The organism is Actinacidiphila sp. bgisy144, from assembly GCF_057708105.1.
In genome coordinates this window covers 271,969-291,986 of sequence record NZ_JBYIRM010000003.1, presented here as the reverse complement: position 1 = coordinate 291,986, position 20,018 = coordinate 271,969, and the positions used below count along the sequence as shown (strand labels likewise).

Here is a 20,018-nt window from a genome sequence, read left to right as displayed (position 1 = left end):
AGGACATGGGTGATGTGCGATGCGTGGAGGCAGCGATGACCGGACAGGCTGACAAGCTCCTGGAAGCGCTGCGTGCCTCCGTGAAGGAGACCGAGCGGCTGCGGCAGCAGAACCGCCGGCTCGTCTCGGCGGCGTCGGAACCGCTGGCGATCGTCGGCATGAGCTGCCGGTACCCGGGCGGGGTCAGCACGCCCGAGGACCTCTGGCGGCTGCTGTCCGCCGGCGGGGACGCCATCTCCGGCTTCCCCACCGACCGGGGCTGGAACGCCGACAGCGTCCACGACCCCGACCCGGACCACCCGGACGCCTCGCCCGTGGCCGAGGGCGGCTTCCTCCAGGACGTCGGCGGCTTCGACGCCGACTTCTTCGGGATCAGCCCGCGCGAGGCGCTGGCGATGGACCCGCAGCAGCGGCTGCTGCTGGAGACGTCCTGGGAGGCGCTGGAGCGCGCCGGGGTGTCGCCCACCTCGCTCCGCGGCTCCCAGACCGGCGTGTTCGTCGGCGTCGCCTCCTCCGACTACCACGCCAACCCGGCCCTGCACACCGACGACCTGTACTGGCACCTGATGACCGGTGGCGCGGTCAGCGTGATGTCGGGGCGCATCTCCTACCTGCTCGGGTTGCAGGGGCCCGCGGTGTCGGTGGACACCGCCTGCTCGTCGTCCCTCGTCGCGCTGCACCTGGCCGCCCAGGCCCTGCGGTCGGGGGAGTGCTCGCTGGCGCTCGCCGGCGGCGCCACCGTCATGGCGTCCCCCGTCGGGCTCATCGGCTTCTCCCGCCAGAGCGGCCTGGCCGCGGACGGCCGGTGCAAGGCGTTCTCCGCCGACGCCGACGGCATGGGCATGGGCGAGGGCGCCGGCATGCTCGTCCTGGAGCGGCTGTCGGACGCCCGGCGCAACGGCCACAAGGTCCTCGCGGTGGTGCGCGGTTCGGCGGTCAACCAGGACGGCGCGTCCAACGGGCTCACCGCCCCCAACGGCCCCTCGCAGCAGCGCGTCATCCGCGCGGCGCTGGCCGGCGCCCACCTGACCACCGCGGACGTGGACGCGGTGGAGGCGCACGGCACCGGCACGACGCTGGGCGACCCGATCGAGGCGCAGGCGCTGCTGGCCACCTACGGCCAGGACCGTCCCGAGGGCCGTCCGATGTGGCTGGGGTCGGTGAAGTCCAACATCGGCCACGCCCAGCAGGCCGCCGGTGTCGCCGGTGTCATCAAGATGGTGCTGGCGCTCCAGCACGAGCAGCTGCCGCAGACCTTGCACGCCGACGAGCCCTCCCCGCACGTGGACTGGAGCGCCGGGGACGTCCGGCTGCTGACGGAACCGGTGCCGTGGCCCGGCGGGGAGCGCGTACGGCGGGCCGGCGTCTCCTCCTTCGGCCTCAGCGGCACCAACGCCCACGTGGTGCTGGAGGAGGCCCCGGCGCAGACCGAGGAAGCGGACACCGACACCGCCCCGGCCGCGCCGCAGGTCGTCTCCGGTGCGCGGGCGTGGGTCGTCAGCGCCCGTTCGGCGGCGGGGTTGGCCGCGCAGGCGGAGCGGTTGCGGGAGTGGGTCGACGGGCGTCCGCATCTCGAACCGGCAGATGTGGCGTGGTCGTTGGCGGCGGCCCGGTCGGTGTTCAAGCACCGGGCGGTGGTGGTGGGTGGTGACCGGGCCGACCTGGTGAACGGTCTGGTGAGTCTCGCGGCGGGTGTGCCGTCGGGTGCGGTGGTGTCGGGGGTGGGGCGTGCGGAGGTACGCCCGGTGTTCGCGTTCGCGGGTCAGGGGTCGCAGTGGGTGGGGATGGGCCGTGAACTGGCGGGTGTGTCGCCGGTGTTCGCGGCTCGCCTTGCGGAGTGTGCGGCGGCGTTGGCGCCGTATGTGGAGTGGTCGCTCGATGAGGTGTTGGCGGGGGCTGAGGGTGCTCCGGCGTTGGAGGCGGCTGATGTGGTGCAGCCGGCGTTGTGGGCGGTGATGGTGTCTTTGGCGGCGGTGTGGGAGGCGGCCGGTGTTGCTCCCGAGGCGGTGGTGGGTCACTCGCAGGGTGAGATCGCGGCGGCGACGGTGGCGGGGATGCTGTCGTTGGAGGATGGCGCGCGTGTGGTGGCGTTGCGGTCGCAGTCGTTGAAGGTGTTGGCGGGTGCGGGCGGGATGCTGTCGGTGAGCAGGTCTGCCGCGCAGGTTGAGGAGCGGTTGGTCCGGTTCGGGGACACCGTGGCTCTGGCGGCGGTGAACGGGCCTTCGGCGGTGGTGGTGTCGGGTGAGCCGGGTGCGTTGGAGGAGTTGAAGGCGGAGTTCGAGGCCGAGGGCGTCCGGGCGCGGATGGTGGCGGTGGACTACGCCTCCCATTCGGCGCAGGTGGACCGCCTGGAGGACGAGATCACGTCCGTCCTGGCGGGCATCAACCCTCGTCGGGGCCGGGTGCCCATGGTGTCGGCGATGACCGGGGAGACGCTGACCGGTGAGGAGTTGGATGCCGGTTACTGGTTCCGGAGTCTCCGTGCGACGGTCCATTTCGACCGTGCCGTGCGGACGTTGGCGGCCCGCGGCCACCAGCTCTTCGTCGAGGTCACTCCGCACCCGGTCCTGATGGGTGCCATGAACGACACCCTGGAGGACGTGGCCCAGGAGGCCGGTCACGGCGCTGAACCCGCCGCCGTCTGCCCGACGTTGCGCCGCGACCACGGCGGCACCGAACGCCTGCTGACCTCGCTCGCCGAGGCGTTCACGGCCGGCGCCCCCGTGGACTGGACGTCCGTCCTGCCCGCCGGTGACCTGGTAGAGCTGCCGACGTACGCCTTCCAGCACGAGTGGTTCTGGCCGAAGGCGACCGGGGCCGCCCCCAGCGGTGACCCGGCGGCCCTCGGACTCAGGGCGGTGGACCATCCGCTGCTGGGCGCGGCCGTCGAACTGGCCGGCGGGACGGGCACGGTGTGCACCGGCCGCCTGTCGGTGCGCACCCATCCGTGGCTGGCCGACCACGCCGTCGGCGGCGTGGTGCTGCTGCCCGGCACGGCCTACGTCGAACTGGCGGTCCGCGCCGGCGACCAGGTCGGCTGCGGCCTGCTGGAGGAACTCACCCTCCAGACGCCGCTGACGCTCCCCGCCGACGGTGGCGCCGTCCAGATCCAGGTGGTGCTGGCCGGCGCCGGCACGGACGACCGCCGTACCGTCGAGGTGTTCTCCCGCCCCGACACGCCGGACCTGACGCAGGTGTGGACCCGGCACGCGAGCGGCCTGCTCGCGCCCGCCGCGCAACCCGCGGCGGCCGACGCGGACTTCGCCGTCTGGCCGCCCCGCGGGGCCGCGGCCGTCGACGTCTCCGGTCTCTACCAGGCCGCGAACGAGGGCCCGTACGGCTACGGCCCGGCGTTCCAGGGCCTGCGCGCGGCGTGGCGGCGCGGCGAGGACGTCTTCGCCGAGGTGGCGCTCCCCGAGGAAGTGGCGCAGGACGCGGCCGCCTTCGGCCTGCACCCCGCCCTGCTCGACGCCGTCCTGCACGCCGCGTTCCTGACGGGCGGCAGCGCCGAGGGCGCCGCCGACGAGGTGCGGCTGCCGTTCGCCTGGACCGGCGTCGAACTGCACGCCTCCGGCGCCTCGGTGCTCCGCGCCCGCCTGCGCCGCGACGCCGACGGCACCCTGACCGTGCGCACCGCCGACCCGGAGGGCCGCCCGGTGCTCTCCGTGGCCTCCCTCGTCACCCGCCCGATGGCCGCGGACCACCTCGGCTCCGCGGGTGCCGCCGTGGCCGACGCGCTGTTCAGCGTCGCCTGGACGCCGATCACCAGCGGCGAGGCGGCGGCCGGTGAGATGGCGGCCGGTGAGACGGCGGCCGGCGGGTGGGTCCTGCTCGGCGCCGACCGGCACGGCGCCGCCGAGGTGTTGGCGCGGTCCGGCACGGCGGTGCGGACCTTCCCCGACCTGGACGAACTGGCCGCCGCCGTCGAGGCGGGGGACATCGCGCCCGCCGTCGTCCTGTCCTGCGCCGCGGGCGCCGCGCAGGACACGGACCCGGCCCGGGCCGCGGCCGGTGCGACCGCGGAGACCCTGCGCCTGCTCCAGCAGTGGCTGGCCGAGGAACGGCTCGGCGACGCCCGGCTGGTGCTCCTCACCCGCGGGGCCACCGCGGTCTCCGCCGGAGAGGGCGTCGCCGACCTGCCGGCCGCCGCCGTCTCCGGGCTGGTGCGCTCGGCGCAGTCGGAGAACCCGGACGCCCGGCTCCTGCTGGTCGACCTCCCGGCCACCCGCGCCGCTGAGCAGGCCGCCGTACTCCCGCAGGCCGTCGCCGCCGGGGAGTCCGAAGTGGCGGTCCGGGACGGCAAGGTGTACGGGCGCCGGCTGACGCGTCCTTCGGGGGCGCTGGTGGTGCCGGAGGGGCCGTGGCGGCTGGAGCCGGACGCGGGCGGTTCGCTCGCGGGCCTGTCGGCGGTCGCTGTCCCGGAGGCCTTGGCGGCACCGGCGGCGGGGCAGGTGCGGGTCGCGGTGGGCGCCGCGGGGCTGAACTTCCGCGATGTGCTGATCGCGCTGGGGATGTATCCCGGCGGCGGCGTGATGGGCAGCGAGATCGCCGGCACCGTGGTGGAGGTCGGTGAAGGCGTCGACCGCCTCGCCCCCGGTGACCGGGTGATGGGCGTCGCGCAGGGCGGCTTCGGACCGTCCCTCGTCACCGACGCCCGCCAGCTGGTCCGCGTCCCCGACGCGTGGACCCTCGCCGAGGCGGCGTCGGTGCCGACCGCGTTCCTGACGGCCTGGTACGCGCTGGTGGAGTTGGCCGACGCGAAGTCGGGGCAGCGGGTGCTGGTGCACGCGGCCGCCGGTGGTGTGGGCATGGCGGCGGTGCAACTGGCGCGGTATCTCGGCCTTGAGGTGTTCGCCACGGCGAGCCCGGCGAAGTGGCCGGTGCTGGCGGGGATGGGCATCGACGAGGCGCACCGGGCATCGTCGCGTGATGCCGGGTTCGAGGCGGCGTTCCTGGCGGCCACCGACGGGGCCGGTGTGGACATCGTGGTGAACTCGCTGGCCGGTGAACTCACCGACGCCTCACTGCGGTTGCTGCCGCGCGGTGGCAGCTTCGTGGAGATGGGACGCACCGACGTCCGCGACTCCGACAAGGTGGCCGGGGAACTGCCGGGCGTCCGCTACCGGGCGTTCGACCTCGGGGAGGCGGGACCCGTCGCGCTGGGTGCCATGCTCGAAGGGATCGTGGAGCTGCTGGCCAGGGGCGAGTTGCGGCCGCTGCCGCTGCGGGCCTGGGACGTACGCAGGGCGCCGGACGCCTTCCGCCACATGCAGCACGCCCGGCACACCGGGAAGATCGTCCTGACCCTGCCCGCGCTCCTGTCCGCGCACCTCTCCGCGGCTCGGCCCCCGCAACCGGCCCCGCGCGCCGCCCGTACGGCGCTGGTCACCGGCGGCACCGGCACGTTGGGTGGCCTGGTCGCACACCACCTGGCCACCACCGGCCGGGCGGACGCGCTGCTGCTGACCAGCCGTTCGGGCCCCGCGGCCAAGGGAGCGGCGGCGCTGGCCGCGCAACTCGCCGAATCCGGCGCCGCGGTGGACGTCGTGGCCTGCGACGTCGCCGACCGTGAGGCGACCGCCGCCGTCCTGGCCGGCCGCCCGCTGCGGACCGTGGTCCACACCTCCGGCGTGCTGGACGACGGCACCGTGGCGTCGCTGACTCCGGAGCGCCTCACCACGGTGCTGCGGCCGAAGGCGGACGGTGCCTGGAACCTCCACGAGCTCACCCGGGAACTCGCCCCCAACCTTGAGGACTTCGTGCTGTTCTCGTCCTCGGCGGCGGCGTTCGGGGTGCCCGGGCAGGGCAACTACGTGGCCGCCAACGCCTTCCTCGACGCGCTCGCCGCCGAGCGCCGCGCCGCCGGACTGCCCGGCGTCGCGCTGGGCTGGGGCCTGTGGGCCGACGCCAGCGGCCTCACCGGGCAGTTGACGGACGCCGACCGGTCTCGCATGTCCCGCAACGGCGCCCTCGCGCTGAGCGCGCAGGAAGGCATGGCGCTGCTGGACCTCGGCCTGGCCGCCGACGAGGCGGCGCTGGTGCCGTCCCGGCTCGACCTGGCGGGACTGCGCGCCCAGGCAGCCCGGAGCGCGGAGATCCCGCCGCTGTGGCGGGCGCTGGTCGGCGCCGGACGGCGGACCGCCGCCGGTGCCGGCGGCGGCAGCGCCGACGCGCTGCACCAGCAACTGGCCGGCCTCCCGGAGCAGGACCGGACACGGCTGCTGACCGGCCTGGTCCGCACCCATGTCGCGGCCGTCCTCGGGCACGCCTCGGCGGAGGCGGTCGATCCCGGCCGCGCCTTCACCGACCTCGGCTTCGACTCGCTCACCGCCGTCGAACTGCGCAACCGCCTCACCACGGCGACCGGGCTGCGGCTGCCCGCCACCCTCGTCTTCGACTACCCCAACCCGCTCGCGCTCGCCGGCCACCTGCGGTCCCGCATCATCGGCGACGGCGAAGGCGACGGGCAGGCCGCGGCGGCGCCCCAACTCCCCACCGTCCAGGCCGCTTCCGGCGACCCGCTCGCCATCGTCGGCCTCGCCTGCCGCTTCCCCGGCGACGCCAACGACCCCGACGCGTTCTGGCGGCTGCTCGCCGACGGGAAGGACGCCGTCGCCCGCTTCCCCGAGGACCGCGGCTGGGACATCGACGGCCTCTACGACCCGGACCCCGACAGCGTGGGCACCTCCTACGCGACCGACGGCGGCTTCGTCGCGGACGCCGGCGGCTTCGACGCCGACTTCTTCGGGATCAGCCCGCGCGAGGCGCTGGCCATGGACCCGCAGCAGCGGCAGATCCTGGAGACCTCCTGGGAGGCGCTGGAGCGGGCCGGCATCGACCCGTCGTCGCTGCGCGGCAGCCAGACCGGCGTCTTCGTCGGCGGCTTCGCCTCGGCCTACGGCATCGGCCTGGCCGCCGCGGGCGACGGCAGCGAGGGCAACGCCACCACCGGCTTCGCCACCAGCGTCCTGTCCGGCCGGATCTCCTACGCGCTCGGCCTGGAGGGCCCCGCGGTGACGGTGGACACGGCCTGCTCGTCGTCCCTCGTCGCGCTGCACCTCGCCGCCCAGGCGGTCCGGGCCGGGGAGTGCTCCCTGGCCCTCGCGGGCGGCACCACGATCATCTCCACCCCGGACGGCATCATCGGGTTCAGCCAGCAGCGCGGCCTGGCCGTGGACGGCCGGTGCAAGGCGTTTGGCGCCGGCGCCGACGGCATGGGCTTCGCCGAGGGCACGGGCATGCTCGTGGTCGAACGGCTCTCGGACGCGCGGCGCAAGGGCCACAAGGTCCTTGCGGTGCTGCGGGGTTCTGCGGTCAACCAGGACGGCGCGTCCAACGGCCTCACGGCGCCCAACGGCCCCTCGCAGCAGCGCGTGATCCGGGCGGCGCTCGCCAACTCCGGCCTGAGCACGGCCGATGTGGACGTGGTGGAGGCGCACGGCACCGGTACGACGTTGGGTGACCCGATCGAGGCGCAGGCGCTGCTGGCCACCTACGGCCAGGACCGTCCCGAAGGGCGGCCGCTGCTGCTGGGCTCGGTGAAGTCCAACATCGGCCACACGCAGGCCGCCGCCGGTGTCGCCGGCGTGATCAAGATGGTGCTGGCGTTGCAGCACGGTGCGCTGCCCCGCACCCTGCACGCCGACGAGCCCTCCCCGCACGTGGACTGGAGCGCCGGGGAGGTCCGGCTGCTGACGGAACCGGTGCCGTGGCCCGGCGGGGAGCGCGTACGGCGGGCCGGGGTGTCCTCCTTCGGCCTGAGCGGCACCAACGCGCACGTCATCCTGGAGGAGGCCCCGGCGCCGGAGCCCGAGGAGGCCGAGGCGGCCGCTTCGGAGCCCGACGGCATGGCGGGCGGGCTGCCGGTGCTGTCGGGCGACCGTGCTGGTGCGTGGCTGGTGTCGGGCCGTTCGGCGGCGGGACTGGCCGCGCAGGCGGAGCGGCTGCGGGAGTGGGTCGACGAGCGCCCCGAGCTGCAACCCGCGGACGTGGCGTGGTCGTTGGCGGTGACGCGTTCTGCTTTCGAGCACCGGGCGGTGGTGGTCGGTGGTGACCGGGCCGCGTTGGTGGGCGGGTTGGAGAGTTTGGCGGCGGGTGTGCCGTCGGGTGCGGTGGTGTCGGGTACGGCGCGTGCCGCGGGGCGTCCGGTGTTCGCGTTCGCGGGTCAGGGGTCGCAGTGGGTGGGGATGGGGCGTGAGCTGGCGTCGGTGTCGCCGGTGTTCGCGGCTCGGTTGGCGGAGTGTGCGGCGGCTTTGGCGCCGTATGTGGAGTGGTCGCTGCATGAGGTGTTGGCGGGTGCTGAGGGTGCTCCGGCGTTGGAGGCGGCTGATGTGGTGCAGCCGGCGTTGTGGGCGGTGATGGTGTCGCTGGCCGCGGTCTGGGAAGCCGCCGGTGTCGCGCCCGAGGCTGTCGTGGGTCACTCGCAGGGTGAGATCGCGGCGGCCACGGTCGCCGGGATGCTGTCGCTGGAGGACGGTGCCCGTGTGGTGGCGTTGCGGTCGCAGTCGTTGAAGGTGTTGGCGGGTGCGGGCGGGATGCTGTCGGTGAGCCGGTCCGCGGGCGAGGTCGAGGAGCGCTTGGCCCGGTTCGGGGACACCGTGGCGTTGGCGGCGGTCAATGGGCCTTCGGTGGTGGTGGTGTCGGGTGAGCCCGCAGCTCTGGAGGAGTTGAAGGCGGAGTTCGAGGCCGAGGGTGTCCGGGCGCGGATGGTGGCGGTGGATTACGCGTCCCACTCGGCGCAGGTGGACCGCCTGGAGGACGAGATCAGGTCGGTCCTGGCCGGGATCACCCCCCGTCGCGGCCGGGTTCCGATGGTGTCGGCGATGACTGGCGAGACCCTGAACGGTGAGGAGTTGGACGCCGGTTACTGGTTCCGTAGTCTCCGTGCGACGGTCCATTTCGACCGTGCGGTGCGGACGTTGGCGGACCACGGCCACCAGCTCTTCGTCGAGGTCACCCCGCATCCCGTCCTGATGGGTGCCATGAACGACACCCTCGAAGAGGTCGCGCGGGAAGCGGGCCCGGGCGCCGAACCCGCCGCCGTCTGCCCGACGTTGCGCCGCGACGACGGCGGCGCGGAGCGCCTGCTCGCCTCGTTCGCCGAGGCGTATGTCCACGGCGCGCCGGTCGAGTGGCGCACTGTCCTGCCCGCCGGTGACCTGGTAGAGCTGCCGACGTACGCCTTCCAGCACGAGTGGTTCTGGCCGAAGGCGGCCGGCGTCGCCCCCAGCGGTGACCCGGCTGCCCTCGGTCTCGGGGCGGTGGGCCACCCGCTGCTGGGCGCGGCCGTCGAACTCGCGGGCGGCGCGGGGCTGGTGTGCACCGGCCGCCTGTCGGTGCGGACCCATCCCTGGCTGGCGGATCACGCCGTGGGCGGCGTGGTGCTGCTGCCCGGTACGGGCTTCGTGGAGTTGGCCGTGCGCGCCGGTGACCAGGTGGGCTGCGGGGTGCTGGAGGAGCTGACGCTTCAGACGCCGCTCGTCCTGCCCGCCGACGGTTCGGGAGTCCGGCTCCAAGTGGTGCTCGCCGAGGCGGACACCGAGGGCCGCCGGACCGTCGAGGTGTTCTCCCGCCCCGACAACGCCGACCCCGCCGCCACCGCCGACTCCGCGCAGGGCTGGACGCAGCACGCGAGCGGCCTGCTCGCGCCAGCCGTCGAACTCGCCGATGCCGACGAGGACTTCGCGATATGGCCGCCTGCCGGGGCCGCGGCCGTGGACGTCTCCGGACTGTACGAGGCCGCGAACGAGGGCCCGTACGGCTACGGCCCGGCGTTCCAGGGCCTGCGGGCGGCGTGGCGGCGCGGCGGGGATGTCTTCGCCGAGGTGGCGCTCCCCGAGGAAGCGGCGCAGGACGCGGCCGCCTTCGGCCTGCACCCCGCGCTGCTCGACGCGGTCCTGCACGCCGGGGTCCTGCACGGCGCGGACGCTCCGGCCGAACCCGGGCCGGTGCGGCTGCCGTTCGCCTGGACGGGCGTCGAACTGCACGCCTCCGGCGCCTCGGTGCTCCGCGCCCGGCTGCGCCGCGACCCCGACGGCGTACTGTCCCTCACCGCCGCGGACCCGACGGGGCAGCCCGTGGTATCCGTCGCGTCGCTCATCACCCGCCCGGTGGCCGACGGCCGCCTCGCCGCCCCCGACAGCGCCGCGCTGGACGCCCTGTTCACCGTGGAGTGGGTCCGACTGGCCGGGGCGCGGCCCCCGGCCGGGGAGTGGGCGCTGCTCGGCGCCGACCGCTTCGGTGCCGCCGAGGCGCTCGGCAGCGCGGGGACGGCGCCGCGGAGCTTCGCCACGCCCGGCGATGTCGCCGCCGCGGTGGCGGGCGGGGAGTACCGGCCCGCCGTCGTCGTGACCTGTGCCGGGGCCGAGGACGACGGCAGCAGCGACCCGGCGGCGGCCGCGACCCGCGCCACGGGCGGGACGCTGCGCCTGTTGCAGGAGTGGCTGGCCGAGGAGCACCTGAACGATACCCGCCTGGTGCTGCTGACCCGCGGCGGGGCCGCCGTCACGGCCGCCGAGGGCGTACCGGACCTGTCGGCCGCCGCGCTCGCCGGTCTGGCGCGGTCCGCGCAGGCCGAGCACCCGGACCGGCTGGTCCTCGTGGACCTCCCGGCCCAGGGCACCGCGGAGCAGATCGCCCTGCTGCCCGAGGCCCTGGGCAGCGGGGAGCCCGACCTGGCGATCCGCGGCGGCGCCGTCCACGGGCGGCGGCTGACCCGTCCATCCCGCGCCACGACGGCAGTTGAACGCCCCGCGGACCGCGCCGCCGAGCCGGCCGCGGGCCTGCCGCGGCCGGAGGAGTCCGGTGCCCGCTGCGCGCTGGTCACCGGCGGGACGGGCACGCTCGGCGGGCTGGTGGCGCGCCACCTGGCGGCGACGGGCCGGGCAGACCACCTAGTGCTGACCAGCCGGTCGGGTCCCGGCGCCGCCGGTGCGGCCGAACTGGCCGCGGACATCGCCGGGTCGGGCGCGGCCGTCGAGGTGGTGGCGTGCGACACCGCCGACCGCGGCGACCTGGCCGCCGTGCTCGCCGCGGTGCCGACGCGGGCCGGCTTGCGGACCGTGGTGCACACCGCCGGGGTGCTGGACGACGGCACGCTGGCCTCGCTGACCCCCGAGCGGGTGGCGGGCGTGATGCGCCCCAAGGCCGGCGGTGCCTGGAACCTCCACGAGCTCACCCGGGAACTCGCCCCCGGCCTCGAGGACTTCGTGCTGTTCTCGTCCTCGGCGGCGGCGTTCGGGGTGCCCGGGCAGGGCAACTACGTGGCCGCCAACGCCTTCCTCGACGCGCTCGCCGCCGACCGCAGGGCCGCCGGGCTGCCCGGCACGTCGCTGGCCTGGGGCCTGTGGGCGGACACCAGCGGCCTCACCGGGCAGTTGACGGACGCCGACCGCTCCCGCATGTCCCGCGGCGGCGCGGTCGGGCTCAGCGCCCGGGAGGCCCTCGGCCTGCTGGACCACTGCCTGAACCGGGACGAGGCGCTGCTCGTGCCGTCCCGCCTGGACCTGGCGGCCCTGCGCGCCCAGGCGGCCACCGCCGCCGAGGTGCCGCCGCTGTGGCGGGCGCTGGTCACCGCGGGCACCGGACGCCGCAGCGCCGCCGGAGCCGGCGACAGCGGCGCGGACCCGCTCCAGCGGCAACTGGCCGCGCTGCCCGCCGCCGAACGCGACGAACTGCTGCTGAATTTGGTGCGGGCCCATGTCGCCGCGGTCCTGGGACACGCCTCGGCGGAGGCGGTCGAGCCGGGCCGCGCCTTCACCGACCTCGGTTTCGACTCGCTCACCGCCGTCCAGTTGCGCAACCGGCTGAGCAGCGCGACCGGTCTGCGGCTGCCCGCCACGCTCGTCTTCGACTACCCCACCCCGGCCGCGCTCGCCGGCCACCTCCGCGGCCGCCTCGCCGACACTGCCGACGCCGCGGCCCCCGGCCCGCGCACCGCGACCGCCCCCGCCCCGGCGCAGGCCGCGCCGCAGGACGACCCGATCGCCATCGTCGGCATGAGCTGCCGCTTCCCCGGCGGCATGGCGAGCCCCGAGGACCTGTGGCGCACTCTCGCCGAAGGCGCCGACGCGATCTCGGAGTTCCCCACCGACCGCGGCTGGGACCTGGCGGGGCTGTACGACCCGGACGCCGCGCACAGCGGCACCTCCTACACCAGGGCCGGCGGGTTCGTGCAGGACGCCAGCGCCTTCGACGCCGGCTTCTTCGAGATCAGCCCGCGCGAGGCGCTGGCCATGGACCCGCAGCAGCGGCTGCTGCTGGAACTGTCCTGGGAGGCGTTCGAACGGTCCGGCATCGACCCGTCCACGCTGCGCTCCAGCCCCACCGGCACCTTCGTCGGCGGCTACACCTCCGGCTACGAGATGAGCGTGCTCGCCCACGGCGACAGCGAGTCCGAGGGGCACCTGATGACGGGGATCGCCACCAGCATCCTGTCGGGCCGCCTCGCCTACAGCTTCGGGCTGGAGGGCCCGGCCGTCACCGTGGACACCGCCTGCTCGTCGGCGCTGGTGGCGCTGCACCTGGCCGCGCAGTCGCTGCGGGCGGGGGAGTGCTCACTCGCCCTGGCCGGCGGGGTGACGGTCATGGCCACCCCCGGCACCTTCGTGGAGTTCTCCCGGCAGCGCGGTCTGGCCGCCGACGGCCGCTGCAAGGCGTTCGCCGCGGCGGCCGACGGCACCGGCTTCGCCGAGGGCGCCGGGATGCTCGTGGTCGAGCGGCTGTCGGACGCCCGCCGCAACGGGCACCCGGTCCTGGCGGTGCTGCGCGGCTCGGCCATCAACCAGGACGGCGCGTCCAACGGCCTGACCGCCCCCAACGGCCCCGCCCAGCAGCGCGTCATCCGCGCCGCGCTGGCCAACGCGGCCCTCACGCCCGCCGACGTCGACGCGGTGGAGGCCCACGGCACCGGCACCCGGCTCGGCGACCCCATCGAGGCGCAGGCGCTGCTGGCCACCTACGGCCAGGACCGCCCCGAGGACCGGCCGCTGTGGCTGGGCTCGATCAAGTCCAACATCGGCCACACCCAGGCCGCCGCCGGTGTCGCCGGCGTCATCAAGATGGTGCTGGCGCTGCGGCACGAGCAGTTGCCCCGCACCTTGCACGTGGACGCGCCGTCCCCGCACGTGGACTGGGCCTCCGGTGAGGTGCGGCTGCTCACCGACCCCGTGCCGTGGCGCGCCGCGGACCGGCCCCGCCGCGCGGGCGTCTCCTCGTTCGGGATCAGCGGCACCAACGCCCACGTCATCCTCGAAGAGGCCCCCGTGCCGCCCGCCGGGGCTCCCGCGGGGCCGGCGCGCGCTGCCGCGCCGGACCGCCCGGCCGGCCCCGGGCCGCTGCCGGCCCTGCCGTTGCCGCTGTCCGCCCGCACCCCCGAGGCGCTGCGGGCCCAGGCGGCCCGGCTGCGCGAGTTCCTGCTCGCCCACCCCGAGGCGGACGCCCTGGACGTCGCGTTCTCGCTGGCCACCACCCGCACCGCCTTCGACCACCGCGCGGTGCTGCAGGGCGCGGACCGGGACGCGCTGCTGGCGGGCCTCGCGGTGGCCGCCGCCGGGGTGCAGACCAGGGACGTGGCAACCGGCTGCGCCACGGCGGGCCGCAAGGCGCTGTTCGTCTTCCCCGGCGACACCGCGGGTACCGGCGGCGGCGCGGACCTCGCCGGCGCCCTGCGGTTCGACGCCGCGGCGGCGCTGCTGGACCGGTCGCCGGTCTTCGCCGACCGGATCGCCGACTGCGAGCGGGCGTTGGCGCCGTATGTCGACTGGAAGGCGGCCGAGGTGCTGCGGGCCGGCGACGACAGCCCCGCGCTCGGCGATCCGCGGGTCCGCCGTCCCCTGCTGTGGGCGGTGCTGGTGTCGCTCGCCGCGCTGTGGCGCTCCGCGGGTGTGCACCCGGCCGCGGTCGCCGGGCACGGCGTCGGCGAGATCGCCGCCGCCCAGGTGGCCGGCGTGCTGACCACTGAGGAGGCGGCGGAACTGGCCGCGCGGCCCGGCGACCGCGCCGCCGCGGTGCGCCCGCGGGCCGGGACGGTGCCACTGTTCTCCACCCGCGCCATGGACTGGGTGGACGGCGGCGCCCTGGACGGCGGGCACTGGCTGCCCGACGCGCGGGAGGAACCCGCCCTTCCCGCGGACGCGTTGGCCCAGGCGCTGGTGGCAGCGGGGTACGGCGCGTACGTCGAGGTCGGCCCCGACCCGCAGGTGACCGCCGCCCTGGCGCAGGCCGCGGCGGCCGTGGAGCGCGGCGCGGGCGACCGCGAGGGCGCCCCCGTCGTCACCGCGACCCTGCGCGGCGCGGAGAGCGGGCTGCGGACGTTCACCTCGGCGCTGGCCGCGCTGTACGTGCGGGGCGTCAGCGTGGACTGGGCGGCGGTGCTGGGCGGCGGACGCCGGGTCGACCTGCCCACGTACGCCTTCCAGCGGCAGCGGTACTGGCCGCAGCCCCCGGCCGCACCGGCCACCCCGGCTGCTCCCGCACCGTCCGCCGCCGGTGCGGCCTCGCCCGGCGAGCAGCGGTTCTGGGCCGCGCTGGCCGAGCAGGACATGGCCGCGCTGACCGAACTTCTCGGCGCGGGCGAGCCGTTGCGGGCGGACATGCCGCTGGGCGCCGTACTGGAGCGGCTGGCCGCCTGGCGCCGCGAGAGCGCCGCAGACGCCCCCGCCGGGCCCGCCGCCGGGCCTTCCGGCAGTCCCGCCGGCACTCCCGCGAACAGCGGCGACGGCGCGGGGGAGCAGGGCGCGCCCGACGGCGGCGCGCACTGGCGGCAGCGCCTGGCCGAAGTCACCCCGGCGGAGCGCCAGGAACTGCTGAGCGAGCTGGTCCGGCAGGAGATCGCGGTGCTCCTCGGATACGACACCTGCGACGCCGTACCGCAGTACGCCGATGTCTTCGAACTCGGTATGACCTCCATGTCGGCCGTTCAACTGCGGGAAAGGATGAACGAGCTGACTGGACTTACACTCCCGGAGGGCTTCGTCTATGACCTCTATATGCCGGAAGCCATCGCGGAGTTCCTGCTCGGTGAGCTTGCGGCCGCCCTTCGGGAAGGCACTCCCGAAGACCGGTGAGAGGTTCCCGGACATCCGGGAGAAACCGACGTCCGACCGGTTCTCGCTCCTCGGTGCGGCATGCCGTGGTGCGGGACGCAGGCAAGCCAAACTCCGATGATGGGATGAAAAAGTGCCGAACGAGAGTGCCTGGAGCGTCATCGCCGAGCCCGCCTCGAACGCGCTCGTACTCGGCGTCGACTTCCCCGCGGCCGGGCGCCACGAGGCGGGCTTCGAGGACCTCGTCGCGGGCGTGGGCGCCGGCTGGTCGGGCCTGGGCGTGCTCCAGACCTCGCCGCCGCCGGTGCGGCTGGCCGACCGCCCGACCGGCGACTCCTACACCGAGCACTGGATGCACGCGGGGGACTGGGAGAAGTACGAGGTCAAGGCGGTGCTCGGGTACTGCGTCGGCTCCGTGTACGCCGGCAAGGTCGCCGAGCGGCTGGCCGAGATCCACGGCCGGATGCCGCAGATCCTGCTCTTCGACGCGCAACTCGCCGACCTGCAACTGCTGGAGTCGGAGATGCACAAGATGATCGGGCAGGCCGGCCCGGTGCTCACCGCCGAGGAGGCGGAGCAGGGCCGCAAGCAGGCCGGCGAGATCGTCGCAGCGCCGTCCATCACGATGGCCGACGCGGCCGGGCAGATGGTCGACCTGTACCGGGGCATGGCCAGTTCCGCGTTCCGGCGGATCGGGCTCTCGGAGTCCCGCTGCGAAGAGATGGTGCTGCTTTTCGAGTCGTACATGACCTGGCTCGCGGCCTCCTCCGAGGTCGATCCCGGCAAGGCCTGGGAAGGCGCCATCGGCTTCACTTCGGCCGACTACGCCGAATTGGAGAAAACCGGCGCCACCACCGTCGTGAACGCCACCGCGACAATTGGCCGCCGCATACCGATCGATATCGGCCATGCCGACCTCCTGCGGGACGGAGCGACGGTCCGCGCGCTTCTCGCCCACGCCGAATTCTGACCGACATGGACTTCCAGCCCGACCCGCCGGCGCGTGCCCCCGAGCCCGCGGCCGCGCCCCCGGCGGCCGATCCGCGCCCCGCGGCCACCACCGCCAAGGAGAAGGCGCTCTGGCTGCTGGAGCAACTCGTCCCCGGCACCGGGGTGAACAACCTGGGCCTGGCGCTCCAGGTCAGCGGCCGGCTGCGCCCGGACGTCCTGGGCGCGGCCCTGGCGGTGGTGGCCGGACGCTACGAAGTCCTGCGTACCGTGTTCCGCGCGCGCGGCGCCGAACTGCACAAGGACGTCGTCCCGGCCGGGGAGTTCGCCGTTCCCGTCGAGCCGCTGGAGCTGTCGGGCGGGCCGGTGGCGGACGACCTGACGGCCTTCGTCGACCGGCCCTTCCCCCTCGACGGGCGGCCCCTGATCCGGGTCGGCACCGCCGCCACCGCCGACGGCGACCTGCTCTGCGTGGCCGTGCACCACCTGGTGTTCGACATGGTCTCGGTCGGGGTCCTGCTCCAGGCGCTGATCCCGGTCTACGACGCCGTCGCGGCCGGCCGCCCGCTGCCCGCGGAAGCCACCGCCCCGGTCCCGGCGCTGGCCGAACCCGAGCCGCGCCCCGCCGACCTCGACCACTGGCGCCAGGCCCTCGACGGCTTCGACCCGACCGGGCTGGACCTGTGGTGCGGCACCCCGCGCGGCCGGCAGCCGATGCTCGCGGGAGCCAGCACCACCCGCACGCTCGGCCCCGCCGCGCAGCAGGCCGCCGTCGCCTTGCAGCGGGCGGTACGCGCCCCGACCGGCGCGGTGATGCTCGCCGCGTACGCCGCGCTCCTCGCCGCCCACGGCGCCGGGCCCGACCTGGTGATCGGCTCCCCGGTCGACGTCCGCGGCGGGCAGAGCGGCGCCATCGGCTACCACGTCAACGTCGTGCCGATCCGTATCCGCGTGGACCTCGCCGGCGGCTTCCGCGACCTCGCCCGCCAGGCCCGGGACGCCTTCCTCGGCGCGATGGCGCACGCCCGCACCCCCGTGGACGAGATCACCGCCGGACTGCCGGGGATCGGCACGTCCTGGCAGACCCAGCTCTTCCGCCACCTGTTCAACTTCCTCCCGGACCGGCCGGTCGGCGAGCTGCGGGTGGACGGCATGCCGGCCCGGCTGCTGGCGGTGCAGAACCCGCACAGCAAGTTCGACCTGGAACTGGTCGGCTCCCCGGCCGGCGCGGAACTGATGCTCCGTCACTCCGAGACGCTCACCCGCGACGGCGCCGACGCCCTGCTGGCCCGGTTCGAGGACCTGCTCGTTGCGGCGGCCCAGGACCCCGACCGGCCCCTGGCGGTGACGGCCGGCTGGAGCGCCGCCGACCGCGCCACCGTCGAGCGGGCCCACACCGCCGCCGCGTCCGGCCAACCGGCCGCCGTCGACGCGGCCTTCCGCGCCCGCGCCCACAGCGCACCGGCCGACCCGGCGGTGCTGGATGGCGTACAGGCCCTCGACTATGGCCAGGTGGACGCGTCCGCGGACGCCGTCCGCGACCTGCTCGCGGCCGCCGGGATACGCGCCGCGGACGTCGTGGCGGTCGCGGCGCCGCCGGCCGCCGCGACCGCCGCCGCGCTCGGCTGCTGGCGGGCCGGCGCGGTCTGCCTGCCCCTCGACCCCGCCGAGGACCCGGCGCTGCTCGCGCGACGGGCCCGGCAGGCCGGCGCGAAGGCCGTCGTCACCGGGCCGGGGCTGCACCTGCCCGCCGACGCGGACCCGCCCCCGGTCCTTCCGCTGCCCGCGCCCGCCGCCGGGAAGTCCACCGCACCCGGCGACGCGTCCGGCGCGGCACCCGCCCCGGACACCACCGCCGGCCTGCTGCCCGCCGACGAGGACGCCGGGCGCCCGGCCGGCACCGCCCTGAGCCACGCGGCCCTCGCCGCCACCGCCGCCGACCTCGCCCGCGAACTCGGCGTCCGGCCCGGCACCTGCGTGCTCAGCCTCGCCCGCCCCGGCACCGCGGAAGCGCTCCTGGACACCGCGCTGGCCCTGACCACCGGCGGCCGCCTCGTCACCGCCCCCGAGCAGGCCCGCGGCGACGCCGACGCCCTGCACGCGGTCGCCCAGCAGCACACGGCCGGCGTCCTCGTCGTCCCCCCGGGCACCCCGCCCGCCCTGCTGGAGGACCTGGGCGGCCGGCTGCCCGGCCTGACCGTGCTCGCCGCGGGCGACGACCTGTCCCCCCGGGCCGTGCAGGAACTCCTCGCCGCGGACTGCCGGCTGTACACCGGCTACAGCACCCCGCAGAGCGCCGGCTGGGCCCTGCTGGGCCGGGTCACCACCCCCGACGGCACCCGCGGCGGCCGGCCGGTCGCCGGCACCCGGGCCTTCGTCGCCGCCCCCGACGGACGCGAACTGCCCGTCGGCGTACGCGGCGAACTGTGCCTCGTACGCGCCGGAACAGCCCCCGGCGAAGCCGGCGAACCGCGCCACCGCACCGGCCGGACCGCCCAGTGGCAGCCGGACGCCACCCTCACCTGGCACCCCCGCACCGCACCCGGCGCGGCTACCGCCACCGAACCCGCCGAAGGCGCCGCGGCCGACGACCCGCTCGTCGCCGACCTCGTCGGCATCTACCGGGAACTCCTGGGCGCCGACGCCGACGCCACCGCGCACACCCACTTCTTCGACGCCGGCGGCCACTCGCTGCTCGCCGCCGTGCTGACACAGAAGGTCGAGGACCTCACCGGCACCGCGCTCCAACTGCGCGACGTGTTCGACCACCCGACCCCCGCAGCCCTCGCCGCGAGGGTACGCGGATGACCCGGAACCAGCGGGCCGCCGGACCCGGCACCGGCCGGCCGGAACCGGGCCCACCGACCCCAGGGAAGAGACCATGAGCACAGCTTTCGATGAGCACCGGCTCGCCGTCGTCGGCGCCGGCGTGATGGGCACGAACATCTCGGCACTGGCCCTCGGCCACGGCGTCGACGTCGTCCTGGTCGAGGTGGACGAGACCGCGCTCGACCGGGCCCGCGGCACCGTACGGCAGAAGCTGCGGCACGCCCAGCTGATGGGCGTCCTGCCCGAGGGCCGCCCGCAGGGCACCCTCACCACCACCGCGTCGCTCGACGACATCGTGGATGCCCACACCGTCGTCGAGGCCGTCACCGAGGTCGCCGACGTCAAGAAGGAGGTGCTCAGCGCCGCCTCCAAACTCGTCGCGCCCGGCACCACCCTGATCTCCAACACCTCCTGCATCCCCATCGACGAGATGGCCGAGTGGACCGCGCGCCCCGAGGACCTGCTCGGCGTGCACTTCATGAACCCCTCGTACATGATCAAGATGGTGGAGGTCATCCGCGGCCCGCGGACCTCCCCCGCCGTCCTGGAACGCGCCACCGACCTGCTCGCGCTGCTCGGCCGGGAGTCCCTCGTCATCGAGGACTCCGCCGGCTTCGTGATCAACCGCCTGCTGCACCCGCTGATCAACACCGCGGCCATGCTCGTCCAGGAAGGCGTGGCGTCCGTCGAGACCGTCGACCGCCTGCTGGAAGGCTGCCTCGGCCACTCCACCGGCCCGCTGCGCACCGGCGACCTCATCGGCCTGGAGAACCTCGTCGACTCCCTCAACGTGCTCTACGAGCGCCGCGGCGACGAGAGCTGCCGCCCCTGTGACCTGCTGCTCGCCAAGGTGCGCGACGGCGACCTCGGCCGGAAGACCGGCCGCGGCTTCTACGACTACGGAAAGGTCGCGTCATGACCACCGAACGCGAAACCACCACGCTCACCGCCGAGACCCTCCACAAGGAGCTCCTCGACTTCCTCTCCGAGCGCATCCAGACCACCGTCGAACTCGACCAGGACCTGTTCTCCTCCGGCCTGGTCTCCTCCATGTTCGCCATGCAACTCGTCGTCCACCTCGAGGAGGCGTACGACATCGCCATCGTCGGCGGCGACCTCAAGCTGGACAACTTCCGCACCGTGCAGAGCATGACGGACCTGGTGCTGCGCCTGCAGGGCAGCGCGGAGACGGACTGA

General features: G+C 75.4%; 4 protein-coding genes and 1 pseudogene. All 5 read left to right on the top strand.

Translation table 11 applies throughout. The features are described from left to right. Positions 1–68: 68 nt before the first annotated feature. Positions 69–14,999: pseudogene (locus AC3EVP_RS05710) on the top strand (SDR family NAD(P)-dependent oxidoreductase); the annotation flags it as partial. Positions 15,000–15,177: 178 nt separating this feature from the next. Next, on the top strand, positions 15,178–16,014 hold the full coding sequence (locus AC3EVP_RS05705; protein ID WP_435126785.1) for a hypothetical protein: 837 nt from the start codon (positions 15,178–15,180) through the stop codon (positions 16,012–16,014). 5 nt (positions 16,015–16,019) lie between these two features. Further along, positions 16,020–18,800 (top strand): condensation domain-containing protein, encoded by a 2,781-nt coding sequence (locus AC3EVP_RS05700; protein ID WP_435126783.1) that lies wholly within the window; start codon positions 16,020–16,022, stop codon positions 18,798–18,800. 73 nt (positions 18,801–18,873) lie between these two features. Next, positions 18,874–19,740 carry a 3-hydroxyacyl-CoA dehydrogenase family protein gene (locus AC3EVP_RS05695; protein WP_335984206.1) on the top strand — a complete coding sequence of 289 codons (867 nt, stop codon included), beginning with the start codon at positions 18,874–18,876 and terminating at the stop codon, positions 19,738–19,740. Continuing rightward, positions 19,737–20,018 carry a phosphopantetheine-binding protein gene (locus AC3EVP_RS05690; RefSeq protein WP_335984207.1) on the top strand — a complete coding sequence of 94 codons (282 nt, stop codon included), beginning with the start codon at positions 19,737–19,739 and terminating at the stop codon, positions 20,016–20,018. Before AC3EVP_RS05695 ends, AC3EVP_RS05690 begins: the two co-directional genes overlap by 4 nt.

Excerpts from the sequence above, each read along its gene's own strand:
- AC3EVP_RS05700 (WP_435126783.1), top strand. The coding sequence starts at position 16,020 with ATGGACTTCCAGCCCGACCCGCCGGCGCGTGCCCCCGAGCCCGCGGCC.
- AC3EVP_RS05695 (WP_335984206.1), top strand. The coding sequence starts at position 18,874 with ATGAGCACAGCTTTCGATGAGCACCGGCTCGCCGTCGTCGGCGCCGGC.
- AC3EVP_RS05690 (WP_335984207.1), top strand. The coding sequence starts at position 19,737 with ATGACCACCGAACGCGAAACCACCACGCTCACCGCCGAGACCCTCCAC.